Origin of the sequence: Sporosarcina sp. P34, from assembly GCF_002743375.1 — a bacterium.
In the GTDB taxonomy this organism is placed as follows: domain Bacteria; phylum Bacillota; class Bacilli; order Bacillales_A; family Planococcaceae; genus Sporosarcina.
This window is the reverse complement of record NZ_PDZC01000002.1, coordinates 363,012-375,446: the sequence shown is the minus strand read 5'-3', so window position 1 is coordinate 375,446 and position 12,435 is coordinate 363,012. Positions and strand designations below refer to the sequence as shown.

The following is a 12,435-nucleotide window of genomic DNA, read 5'->3' as shown; positions in this document are numbered from 1 at the left end:
GCATGCCACTAGGTTAGAGGCATGCCCTTTTCTTATTTCTTAAGTGTATGTTTCTTACCTGCTTGATCTGTCACGATTAACTGTGTAGCAGTAACTTCCATATCCCTCGCAAGGATAGTAGAAGCTTTGCTGATCTTTTTATCTAACAGATTATATTTATACACACCTGTTTTGTTGAAGTAATACATCGTAGAAAGGTCGAACGCTACGGATTTATTGTTTTGACTTACTTGATTGGTTTTTGAAGTAGCTTCTACTTCATCGAAAATGACACGGGCGTCAAAGTTCAATAATGTTTTTTTGTTTTTCCCATCCATCGCTACTGAATACAGCGTCAATGGATCATCTATTGGAGTAGTAGGATCGAATGCAGAATCGAAAACTCGTTCCTTGTTTTTTTCAAGTGTATAGTAGATTCGATCGTTCCAAATGAACATATTACGGAACTTTTGATCGATTGGAATACTACCAATCCTGTAACTCCAATCATTTACATTTAATTTTACCAGATTATATCCTGAAGGCATGTTGTTTCCTGCATTGATCAAGTTCCAATACGGAATGAAAAGATTATCATTGTATAGGACCATTTGATAACCGGACATGAGCAATACTCGGTTGATTCCGTTGTCCGGCATAGTCGTGCTATCCAAAAGTGTTGAACGTGTTCCAGCCTTTTTATTCTCTTTAACTAGCTTAGTGGAGTTTTTGTCTTTTGCAATTGTGTAAGTAAAACCATTCTGTTCAATCGTCTTTCCTTTAACACCCACATAGGAGTGGTAATTTTTCAACTTCATAGAGTCGTCCAGTGCGCGTACTAAAAACGCAGCGAACTGAGAACGTGTAACGGAGTCTGCCGGCATATACTTACCTTCAGAACCACCCGTAATGCCCTTTTTCGCAATCCCATTAATATCGGGGAATGACCAATGTGTCGGTGAAACATCTACAAACGTTGCTTGACGGTCGACAGGTATATTAAATGAACGACGAATGATTGCAGCCATATGTGCACGTGAAGTATCTTCACCAGGACGCATGAAACCATTGTCTCCACGCATGATGCCTTTTTCATTCACTGTTGCGAGTATTTGATAATAGGATGACTTTTTCGAGACGTCCTTGAACTGTATTGTAGGATTCTTTACCAACGGAATTTTCAGTGCTTTAATGAGCATAGAAGATGCCTGCGCCCGTGTGATAGGATCGTTTGGCTTAAAGGTACCGTCTGGAAAACCGCCGATGATATTACGGTCAGCTAAATACATAATTTCTTTCTTCGCCCAATGCTTGTCTACGTCAGAAAATTGTGTGGCTGCCTGTGCTTGAAATGGCGTTGCTGCAAAAACCAATAAAACTGCTAACAATCCAACTAGTTTATTCTTCATATAGGTAGACCTCCTTTAGGTATTCTATTTAGTATACAGGATTTTTAATGGAAAAATAAGGGCCTGTAAACGTAAAAACCGACAAATGGACGAACTCTCATTGTCGGTCATGGAAACTTATTTTGTACCCATCTCATACGTTTTTACAACATGGATACAACCAATGACGGATTGTAACATGGAACAATTCTTCTCTGTTAGTTCCATGACTCGAGGCATTTTTTCTACTGTAATATCCGAGCCAATAACTGTGAAATGGAGATGAATTTCCATCAGACGACTTGCATCATCCTGTGAGCGTATCACTTCTTGCACTTCCACCGTGATATCATCTGCAGGCACACGCATTTTATCTAGAATCTTCCGCATGACGCCGCCACCGCAAGCAGCAATCGATGCGACCATTAATTGAAAGGGACGAAACCCTTTTTCTTCATTGGATGAAATGTGTAACGTACCAAACTCAACTTCAGTGTCAAAACCGTGTTCTGTCATGTGAAACTTCACAGTGATCAACCCCTATTCTGTTAGTATACGTAGTATTGGAAAAAAGACCAAAGAACGTTATCTGATTGTATCACGTTTAATTTCATCTATGCGTGGAACACTGACAGCTAAACGGAAAGGAGTGTGTAGACTTGAGTGAAAACAAACAGCCACATAAAACATTAACTGATAAGAATAATGGTCTTTCATCCACACAGGAAGTATTATACGACAAAGAGTATAAACGAGCAGATCAGGCTACCGAGCAAGACAAAAAGAAGAAGTAGGAAGTAAAAATAGTGAATGAAGTACGCCCTAGTAGTCGTTATCCAACTACTGGGGTTTTTCTCATGAAATCGTCCTAACGAATTATTCGTTTTCACTGTATAATGAAAGTAAATGCTAAGATAAAGAGGATATAGAAATGAAAAAAATAAGATGGAAAAAGGTTGTCGTGTTACTAGTTGCTATCTTTATTGTCTTTCAGATAGCAGGGAGCTTTTTCTTCTATAACTTAGCCATCAAACGTGGTCCCAAAGACTTCCTGACAGGCAATGCTGACTTGAAAGTATCAGCCGAGACAATGGATGTGTTTTTAAATGGAGACTGGCTAGATTGGGTGGATAAACAGAAGTTTGAAGAACTGCATATGACGTCAAGAGATGGTATAGAGTTAATGGGGTATTACTTGCCTGCCAAACGGCCGACTGACAAATTAGTGATTCTGACTCATGGTTACTTAGGACACGCAAAACAGATGGGTTTGTACGGTCAATTTTATTATGAAGAACTGGGATATAATCTCTTCATGCCAAATGCTAGAGGACATGGAAAAAGTGGTGGAGACTATTATGGTTTTGGGTGGCCCGATCGTTTAGATTTGATTGATTGGACGAAGTTACTTAGCGAAAATATGAATCCCGCTACAGAAGTAGTCTACCATGGGTTGTCAATGGGGGCCGCTACAGTTTTGATGGCAAGTGGTGAGAAGCTTCCGAATCAAGTGAAGGCAGTCATTGCAGACAGTCCGTATCAATCCGTGTATCAGCTTTTTGCCTATCAATTAAATCGAATGTTTCATTTGCCGGCATTTCCGTTACTTGATAATATGAACTTATTGACGAACGCAAAAGCGGGATATTCATTGAAGGAAGCAGATGCACTGAGTGCTGTAAAGCGTGCAACTATACCAATCCTGTACATACACGGCAACACCGATACATTTGTACCGACAGACATGACAAAAGAATTGTACGAAGTAACGGAGAGTGACGCGGAACTGTTTTTAGTGGATGATGCGAATCACGGGGAAGCATTCTTGATGGATCAGGAAGCGTATAAGAGAAAGGTGGATGATTTCCTTAATGCCTATTTATCGACACCGAACTTGTCAATTGACCTCTTTCGCTAACCAATCTATACTAATTTTACAGGGTAGGGGTAGCTGTATTTCTGATCATAAGGTCGTGGCGTATTGGTAAAATCAACAGTAGAGAAACTTTGTAAATTGCATACGGAATTGACTAATCAAGATGTGCAGATTTTGCAAGAGATGGCGTTTAGCTTACAAACTTATGCAGATCTGTCTAATTCGTATATGTTCATCGATTGTAAATTAAAACCGAGTAATCAAGCGATTGTTGTTGCAGAGGCTTTTCCAGTGGGGTGTACTCCACTGTATTCTAATTCTGTCATTGGAAAGATTGTATTTGAGTCTTTTGAACCGGGTGTTTTTTATTCTTATCGTAACGGAAAAAAGTCTATCATACAGCAGGCGATGACACAAGAAGGTATCGTGGTGCATCAAACCGTGGTACCTATTAAGAACACCTATCATCAAGTGATCGGTGTGTTGGTTTCTGAGAAACAAGTTACCTCACCGCTACCGGCTGACGATATAAAGAGATTTTCGGTAGTAACAGAAACAGCGGAAGATCAGCTGACGAATTCGGGCCTTGGAGTAGTCTCGGATTTATTGATGGAGATGCTTATTTTGACTGATGCTAGTAATCGATTAGTTTATGCAAATCCATCGGGGTTAAAGCTTATTTCTGAAATGAGCGGACGGGATGACGTATTGTATCGAGATTTATTGGAAATGCTACCGTTTTTGCGGACAGTTTATGAGCAGGAAGAGGATGTATTTGTCTTTGAGTTGACAATTCAAGACAAAAACTTAATTGTAAAAAAAATAAGAATGCGTGAAAAAAATAAGTCACAAGAAACGTTGTTGATCATCCAAGATATTACGGAACTTCGAACAAAGGAAAAAGAATTGATGATGAAATCCGTCGTCATTAAAGAAATTCATCATCGGGTTAAAAATAATTTGCAAACTGTCGCAAGCTTGATAAGATTGCAAATGCGGAATGGTATATCAGCTAATAACCGATCTGCTTTTGAGGAAACGCTTAACCGAATATATAGCATTTCCTCTGTGTATGAAATTATTCTGACAAAGGAAGATGCAGATGACGATGATGTAAATATCATAAATTTGACAAGAAAAATTTGTTCCACGATGGTACTAAATGATTACAACTTAAAAGTAGACTTGATTATTGAGCCCAATGGCAATAAAATAATAACATCCTCTAAGAAAGCGGTTTCAATAGCATTGATTATTAATGAGCTCATACAAAACTCCCTAAAGCATGCATTTCAAGGCAAAGAAGAAGGAATCATTGATGTGGAATTTATCGTGGATCATGACTTTGTAGAACTTCACGTTTCCGACAACGGCGTTGGAATGAAGAATCCGCATACGTCACTCGGTACGGAAATTATCCACAACTTAGTAACCAATGATTTAAATGGCGAGTTCCTATATGTGCCCAGGGAAATCGGGACACATGCAGTAATCAATTTCCCAGTGGGTGCGGAGGTGGAGACTTTTCATGAGTAAACGAATCTTGATAGCGGAAGACGAATCCATTATTCGTATGGATCTAAAAATGACTTTGCAAGACCATGGCTATGAAGTCGTTGGGGAAGCAGGCGATGGTGATCGGGCGATCGAGCTAGCCTTTTTGCATAAACCAGATTTGATTTTAATGGATATTAAAATGCCGAAGATGAATGGACTCAAAGCCAGTCGAATCATCGGAGAACAACTGGATATACCGATTTTAATCATTACCGCGTACAGTCAGAAAGAATTTGTGGAAAAGGCACAACAAGACAGTGTGGTCGGCTATTTAGTCAAACCCATTTCTGAAGCCAATTTAATTCCTGCAATTGAAGTTGCGCTGCATCAATCCAGTAAAGTAAACCGGCTAAAAGACGGTATTCAGCAGGCAAAACAGGATGTGGAAAAGCGGAAAGTCATCGAACGGGCAAAAGGTATTCTCATGAATACAGAGAACTTAACCGAGCAACAGGCGTTTAAAAAAATGCGTGATACAAGTATGTCAAGGCAAATGACAATGGAGTCACTTGCCGTGGAGATTATAGATTCGCACAAGTAAATAGACCTAAGCAAAGACGCTTAAAGAGATACATTCTTTAAGCGTCTTTTTGTCTTCTTTTTTCAAAATTTGTCATTCGTTTTAAAGGTGGTGGCAAGTGTATTAATACAAGGTGGACGGTAACACTATAAGAAAGTAATAGGGGGAAACTCAAATGGAAATGATCGGTACGGTAATTGTGTATATTATCATGGCCTGTGCAGTTGCAGGGGCATTTGCTTCAATAAAAAATCCGGAAGAGGGATTAGGTAAGGAATTCATGTCTGGATTACACGCAGTTGGGCATATTTTCGTTCCTGCGGCAGGAATCATGGCGTCTATACCCTACTTGACCTGGTTTATCAGTAAATTCATTGGTCCTGTATTTAATTCCATCGGGGCAGATCCGGCACTTGCCGCAACTACAATTCTAGCTTCAGACATGGGTGGTTATCAGTTAGCGGAAGCGCTAAAGGTAACAAATGAAGGATGGATCATGGCGCTTATTGTTGGTTTCATGTCCGGAGCAACCATCGTCTTCTCTATTCCAATGGGACTTGCGATGCTAGACAAACGAGACCATAAGTACATGGCGCTTGGCATCATGTCAGGTGTATTAACGATTCCAATCGGTGCATTTATCGCATCGGTATTAGTTGTTTTATTCAACACAGACGTGCGTGATGTAATCAGCACGACAGCTACATCCAATTACGAGTTTGCGATTAGTTATTTACAAATCTTTATAAATTTATTGCCATTATTATTATTTGTTGTATTGATTGCGGTTGGTCTGAAGTTTGTTCCACGTATTATGATTAATGGATTTATGATTTTTGGCCGTGTAATGGACGCTGCCATTAAACTTGTGTTAGTGTTCTCTATCGTAGAAGTATTTACGGGTATCTTTACGAAGATCTTTGGTGTTTGGGGCTTTGATCCAATCATGGCGGATAAAGCAGACCAATTCCGTGCACTTGAAACAGCCGGATATATTGGTATTATGTTAGCGGGTGCATTCCCAATGATTTATTTGATTCGAAAGTACATGGGGAAACCTTTGGAAGCTGCGGGCAAGAAAATTGGGCTATCGCCTGAAGGTAGCGCGGGTCTACTTGCGACTGTCGCGAATATCTTGGCGATGTTCTCATTAGTTCGATACATGAAACCAAAAGATAAAGTGATTAATATTGCATTCGCAGTGTGTGCTGCTTTCTTGCTAGGTGATCATTTATCTTTCACAGCAAATTTCCAACCAAATATAATTTTACCGGTTATACTAGGTAAATTAAGTGCAGGTATCATCGCAGTTATCATTGCATACAAGCTGTCTGTACCAACAGCATTAAGGTTAGAAAAGCAAGACCGCGAAGCGGGAATTATTCGCGAAGGTGAGTACGAAGATGTTGAAACGAAAGCTCCCGCCGCTAAAGCATAAAAATATAAACAGGGAGTGTGTATAATGGGCGAAGACAAGAAACGATTTATACAGGAATTTGTTCCAGGAAAACAGATCACACTCAGTCATTTGATTGCTAATCCCGATCCTGACATGTTTCAGAAGTTAGGCATCCAGGAAGCTGGAGCCTTAGGTATCCTCACTTGTACACCGAGTGAGACGGTAATTATCGCAGGTGACTTAGCTACGAAAGCAGCAAATGTTCAAATTGGATTCCTCGATCGATTTACAGGGAGTCTTGTTATCGTAGGAAGTGTCTCCGAAGTAGAGATGGCTATGCTTGAGATTAATCGTTTTTTATCGGAGAAATTAAAGTATACACCAGCTGAAATCACAAAATCATAAGGAGTGTGGACGATGCGAAACAAGGCAATGCTGATCGGTGCGGTACGGGCGGGAAAGTCTACATTGACGAATGCTTTATTGGGCCGAGAAGTAGAAGCTTTCAAAACGCAAACGCTCAGTTATTATGATTGGATTGTCGATACGCCGGGCGAGTACACGGAAAATCCAATGTTCTACAAAAATATTATGGCCACCGCGCTTGAAGTAACGCACGTACTGTATTTGCAAGACGCAACGAGTGAAAAACTTATTTTTCCACCAGGCTTCAGCATGGGAATCCCGAAACTACCAATCGGGGTCATAACCAAATGCGATCTTTCGGAAGCGAATATTGATCGTTCACTTGGCATGTTGAAGACTGTCATGAACGTCGGGCCCATCGTCATGATTTCTTCCAAAACAGGTATGGGGATCAAGCATATAAAGGAATTGACAAAGCTGAACGACATCCCGGCGATGCGACATTACGTAGAATCAGAAGCCGACAAGCACTTGATCTTCCACGGCTAATTTTCTTTACAGGCAGATAGGAATTTGATATAGTAAATTTCATACAAGTGAATAAAAACGGCAAAGGCGCCTTTACATCCCCTGGGAAAATCCATGGGGTTGTAAAGGCGTCTTTTTTATATCAAAAGCGCAAGACGCCCATTAGCTCCGACAGGCGTTTGTGATTTTCCGATAAAGTGCATACTTTGTACGTAATAGGGAAGATTGAAACGACCCGGAAGCTGGTGTCTAAGCTAGATATAATGAAAAGTACGGGGCAGGAAGTAATCAAAAAGGAGTGTGGGCGTGAGCAATTTCAATAAGCACGAAACAATTATTAGTGCAGGGATTGATATTGGCACAAGCACGACAAAACTGATTATCAGTCGTTTTTCTCTACGTAATGTAGCGGGTGCAACACATGTGCCACGAATAGAAATTACAGATAAAGAAATACTCTACAAGAGCCCAGTATTTCGAACGCCATTGCAAGACGCAGTGACGATTGATGTAGCGGGTGTCCAACAGATTATACGCACGGAATACGACAAGGCAGGAATCCAGCCTTCGCAGATAGAAACAGGCGCTGTCATTATTACAGGTGAAACCGCAACCAAACGAAACGCCAGTGAAATGTTGCATCAGTTGTCTGATGAAGCAGGCGATTTCCTCGTCGCAACGGCAGGCCCTGATTTAGAAGGAATTATCGCGGCAAAAGGGTCAGGTAGCTATGAATCGTCTGGAAAAAGTGGCCAGGTAATTGCCAATATAGACATTGGTGGAGGGACAGCAAATATTGCAGTATTCAAAGACAAGCAACTTCTTGGTACATGCACGATGCATATCGGGGGTCGCTTGATTGAATTTGAACACGGAAAAGTCCGTACCATTTCACCGCCAGTCGAACGTTTATTGCAAGACCAAGGCTATACGTTACAAGTCGGTGACCCCCAAAATGCATCAGCTGTATCATTCGTAACGACTTATATGGCAGAAGCGATGGCGCGTATTTTGAAGAAAGAAGTTCAGGCACAAGATCGTGTGCTTTTGCTAGGTCATGAACCGAACTGGTTGCCACCAATCGATATCATCGTCTTTTCAGGTGGTATTTCGGAATGTATGTATCATCATACTTCCGGTGAAGTCCAAATAGCGCGGTACGACGATATTGGTATGCAACTTGCGGAAGCACTGCTACAAAACACATCACTACAACACTTTACTTGGCAAGAGCCAGTAGAAACTGTACGGGCTACTGTATTGGGAGCTGGAACACAGACTACTGAAATTAGCGGAGCAACCATACAGATTGCGCCACATGAGTTGCCATTAAAGAACATTCCGATTTACCAATATGATTTTGAAGGAAATCTCGATATAGGATTATCCCGATTTGAAGACGCGGTTCAGCAGGCGGTTACTTTATACGACTCTGCAAAAGAAGGACAAAACTTCGCTCTCTATCTTTCCAATCTTCCCTATCTCGGGTTTCGCGATGTGCAGAGATTGGCCAAGGAAATTGTTCAGATTATGAACAAGAGACCGCGCCCTGAACAGCCGATTATATTGGTCATTCAATCTGATCACGCTAAAGTGATTGGCCAAACATTGGCGGCATTACAAGTGAAACAAAGCATTATTTGTATAGATCAAATTAATGTGGAAACAGGCGATTACATTGATATCGGCAATGCGCTCACTTCAGGCGTCGTACCGGTCGTTGTGAAAACCTTAACATTCCATACAACGTAAAGGAGGTCTTGTACGTGAATTTATCCACTACATTAGGCGGCGAACGATATGTGTTCCATGACCTAAAAGAAGTGCTAGCAAAAGCGAATGAAGAGAAATCTGGAGATCGTCTCGCAGGAATTGCGGCGGAAACCGTGCAAGAACGAATCGCTGCCAAAACAGTCGTTAGTGAGTTGCTTATAAGCGACATCCGTAACAATCCACTAATCCCAATTGAAGATGATGAAGTCTCACTGATTATTGAAAATGATATTAACGAGAAGGTCTACAGTGGAATCCAGAACTGGAGTATCGCAGAACTGCGCGAATACATTTTGAGCAATGAAGTAGGGGACCGCGAATTAAAACGTCTCAGTCGCGGATTGACTTCGGAAGTCATTGCGGCTGTAACGAAGCTGATGTCCAATCTGGACTTAGTACACGCGGCGAATAAAATCGAAATCTTATCAACGTGTAATATTACAATCGGTCAAAAGGGTACTTTATCTTCCCGCCTGCAACCGAATCATCCGACGGATAATATTGACGGGATCATCACTTCGTTAAAAGAAGGCTTGTCTTACGGTATCGGTGATGCGGTAATTGGGATCAATCCTGTAGATGATTCCGTAGAAAGCGTAAAACGTGTGTTGAATGCGACGAAAGACTTTATTGATGAATGGGAAATCCCAACACAAAACTGTGTACTTGCGCACGTTACGACACAGATGAAAGCAATCGAACAGGGAGCTCCTGCGGATATGATTTTCCAAAGTATCGCGGGAACAGAAAAAGCCCATCGTTCATTTGGTATTTCAGCAGAATTAATTGCGGAAGCGAAAGATCTGTCGCTGAAAATGGGTACGGGTACTGGTCCTCAAACATTGTATTTTGAAACAGGACAAGGATCCGAACTGTCGGCTGAAGCGCATTATGGCGTAGATCAAGTAACTATGGAAGCACGGAACTACGGTTTTGCACGACATTATGATCCGTACATTGTCAATACAGTTGTCGGATTTATTGGTCCGGAATATTTATATAACAGTAAGCAAGTGATCCGGGCAGGCCTCGAAGATCACTTCATGGGCAAGTTACATGGGCTGCCAATGGGTGTAGATATTTGCTATACGAACCATATTAAAGCAGACCAAAATGACATTGAAGACTTAAGTATCTTATTATCAGCGGCAGGTGTGAATTTCATCATCGCAGCCCCTATGGGTGATGACGTTATGCTGAATTACCAGTCGATGAGCTACCATGACGTGGCGACGGTTCTTCGGACGATGGGTAAAACACCAGCACCTGAATACTTGAAATGGCTTGAAAAGATGGGGATTTACGAAAATGGCATGTTGAGTAAATATGCTGGAGATCTCACACTCTTCAATCGATAGGAGGTGGATGGACTTGAATGAAGATTTAATTCAACAAATCACAAAAATGGTTGTAGAAAAGCTAGAGGCTGCGAGTAGTGCTCAAACGATACAGCAACAGCCAACAAACGAACAGAAAGTAGAGTTGTTTTCACAGCGACCTATCGGGCAGTTGGAAGTGGAGACTGTGAAAAAATCGCCTAGCGGTGCAGTGGTGTTCCATAGTACGACGGAAGGGCCAAAGCGGAATATTTCCACAGTAAAACCAAAGCCAACGACGGCGTATGGTAATCCGAAAACAAAACCACAAGACAATCTTGAGGAAGACAAGCTGGCAGACTATCGTAAGAAAACGCCAGCTAGAATAGGTGTCGGGCGCGCAGGCTCACGCCCAAAAACGAAGACGTGGCTACAGTTTCGACTAGATCACGCAGCAGCAGTTGATGCAGTCTACGGTGAAGTACAAGATGACTTGCTTGAACAACTAGGATTGTTCCAAGTGCAATCCAAAGTGGCAGATAAAGAAGAATACATTCGACGCCCGGATCTCGGCAGAAAGCTTTCAGACGAAGCAAAGGCTTTGATTCAAGAGCGTTGTAAAAAATCGCCTGTCGTACAAATTGTAGCGTCAAACGGACTGAGTGCGAAAGCGATCGAAGAAAATTTGGAAGACGTCTACTTATCATTACAACAATCACTTAATAACTTGAATATTGATATGGGAACAACGTTTTATGTCGATAAGGGAAGAGTTGCCGTGATGGATGATATCGGAGAGCTGTTGCAGCCTGATGTTGTCGTCATGCTGATCGGTGAACGTCCGGGTCTTGTGTCCGCAGAGTCGTTAAGTGCTTATATATGCTACAAGCCTAGACATGGAACGATTGAAGCGGATCGTATGGTCATCTCCAATATTCATAAAGGCGGAATCCCCCCTGTTGAAGCGGGTGCATTTCTTGGAACGGTTATTCAGAAAATCTTGAAGTATGAAGCGAGCGGTGTATCGCTTGTTCAAAAGGAAGGATAAGGAAGGAGGAGGGCAAATGAAAATCTATGCAGATATATTATCGATGCAAGTCATTTCGAATGTCAGTCCGGAACTTGCTGAGAAGTTCCGATTGAAGTCTCACCAGCGAAGTCTTGGGTTGGTAACGACGACAATTGATGACGTCGGCTATACAGCAATTGATGCAGCAACGAAGCATAGCGATGTGGAAGTGGTCTATGCAAAAAGTTTTTACGCGGGCTCAGCTCATTCTTCTGGTCCGTTATCGGGAGAGTTTATAGGAGTCATAGCTGGCTCGTCGCCGGAAGAAGTGAAAAGCGGTCTTGATTCGATTCGTATAACGATAGAGCACGAAGCGTATTTTGAGGCGATTAACGGAAATCGTGATCATGCGTTATATGCGCATACCATTTCCAGTTGCGGGAGTTACTTAGCTGACATGGCCAATGTAGCCGATGGACAGTCATTGGCATACTTGATTGCACCGCCTGTTGAGGCCGTTATCGGTTTGGATGCTGCGCTAAAAGCTGCAGACGTTACACTTTGTGTACTCTATGCACCTCCCTCCGAAACCAACTTTGGCGGTGGTCTACTGACAGGTAGTCAGTCTTCTTGCAAGGCAGCAGCCGAAGCATTCCGAGAAGCGATACAGAAGATGGCGAAAGATCCGTTAAGTTACTGATAGACAAGTATCTAGAAAGGAGTG

General features: G+C 41.8%; 13 protein-coding genes. 11 read left to right on the top strand and 2 right to left on the bottom strand.

Annotation, left to right across the window (positions count from 1 at the left end):
* Positions 1 to 32: 32 nt before the first annotated feature.
* Both CSV63_RS05765 and CSV63_RS05760 read right to left on the bottom strand, forming a co-directional pair.
* Complete coding sequence (locus tag CSV63_RS05765) at positions 33 to 1,388, bottom strand: S-layer homology domain-containing protein (protein ID WP_099694939.1); 1,356 nt, start codon at positions 1,386 to 1,388, stop codon at positions 33 to 35.
* A 117-nt stretch (positions 1,389 to 1,505) separates the two neighbouring features.
* Positions 1,506 to 1,895 carry an OsmC family protein gene (locus tag CSV63_RS05760; RefSeq protein ID WP_099694938.1) on the bottom strand — a complete coding sequence of 130 codons (390 nt, stop codon included), beginning with the start codon at positions 1,893 to 1,895 and terminating at the stop codon, positions 1,506 to 1,508.
* A 131-nt stretch (positions 1,896 to 2,026) separates the two neighbouring features.
* Between CSV63_RS05760 and CSV63_RS05755 the strand changes: the two genes are divergently transcribed.
* The 11 genes from CSV63_RS05755 (at position 2,027) to eutL (ending at position 12,411) form a co-directional block, all read left to right on the top strand.
* Positions 2,027 to 2,161 (top strand): YfhE family protein, encoded by a 135-nt coding sequence (locus CSV63_RS05755; RefSeq protein WP_099694937.1) that lies wholly within the window; start codon positions 2,027 to 2,029, stop codon positions 2,159 to 2,161.
* A gap of 137 nt (positions 2,162 to 2,298) precedes the next feature.
* Positions 2,299 to 3,285, top strand: a complete 987-nt coding sequence (locus CSV63_RS05750) for an alpha/beta hydrolase (protein ID WP_199203608.1) — start codon at positions 2,299 to 2,301, stop codon at positions 3,283 to 3,285.
* Between the two features lie 63 nt (positions 3,286 to 3,348).
* Complete coding sequence (locus CSV63_RS05745; protein ID WP_099694935.1) at positions 3,349 to 4,779, top strand: sensor histidine kinase; 1,431 nt, start codon at positions 3,349 to 3,351, stop codon at positions 4,777 to 4,779.
* The gene (locus tag CSV63_RS05740) at positions 4,772 to 5,341 is read left to right on the top strand and encodes an ANTAR domain-containing response regulator (protein ID WP_099694934.1); all 570 of its coding nucleotides are present in this window, start codon (positions 4,772 to 4,774) and stop codon (positions 5,339 to 5,341) included. Before CSV63_RS05745 ends, CSV63_RS05740 begins: the two co-directional genes overlap by 8 nt.
* Positions 5,342 to 5,495: 154 nt before the next feature.
* On the top strand, positions 5,496 to 6,758 hold the full coding sequence (gene eutH, locus CSV63_RS05735; protein WP_099694933.1) for an ethanolamine utilization protein EutH: 1,263 nt from the start codon (positions 5,496 to 5,498) through the stop codon (positions 6,756 to 6,758).
* Between the two features lie 24 nt (positions 6,759 to 6,782).
* The gene (gene eutS, locus CSV63_RS05730; protein WP_099694932.1) at positions 6,783 to 7,124 is read left to right on the top strand and encodes an ethanolamine utilization microcompartment protein EutS; all 342 of its coding nucleotides are present in this window, start codon (positions 6,783 to 6,785) and stop codon (positions 7,122 to 7,124) included.
* Positions 7,125 to 7,136: 12 nt separating this feature from the next.
* A complete protein-coding gene (locus CSV63_RS05725; RefSeq protein WP_099694931.1) occupies positions 7,137 to 7,634 on the top strand; it encodes a EutP/PduV family microcompartment system protein in 498 nt (165 codons plus the stop codon).
* 285 nt (positions 7,635 to 7,919) lie between these two features.
* Positions 7,920 to 9,365, top strand: a complete 1,446-nt coding sequence (locus tag CSV63_RS05720; protein ID WP_099694930.1) for an ethanolamine ammonia-lyase reactivating factor EutA — start codon at positions 7,920 to 7,922, stop codon at positions 9,363 to 9,365.
* Between the two features lie 14 nt (positions 9,366 to 9,379).
* On the top strand, positions 9,380 to 10,744 hold the full coding sequence (locus tag CSV63_RS05715) for an ethanolamine ammonia-lyase subunit EutB (RefSeq protein WP_099694929.1): 1,365 nt from the start codon (positions 9,380 to 9,382) through the stop codon (positions 10,742 to 10,744).
* A gap of 7 nt (positions 10,745 to 10,751) precedes the next feature.
* The gene (gene eutC / locus CSV63_RS05710) at positions 10,752 to 11,750 is read left to right on the top strand and encodes an ethanolamine ammonia-lyase subunit EutC (RefSeq protein ID WP_369823794.1); all 999 of its coding nucleotides are present in this window, start codon (positions 10,752 to 10,754) and stop codon (positions 11,748 to 11,750) included.
* A gap of 16 nt (positions 11,751 to 11,766) precedes the next feature.
* Entirely contained in the window at positions 11,767 to 12,411 is a 645-nt protein-coding gene (gene eutL / locus CSV63_RS05705; RefSeq protein ID WP_233191957.1) for an ethanolamine utilization microcompartment protein EutL, read from the top strand.
* The last annotated feature ends 24 nt before the right edge of the window (positions 12,412 to 12,435 follow it).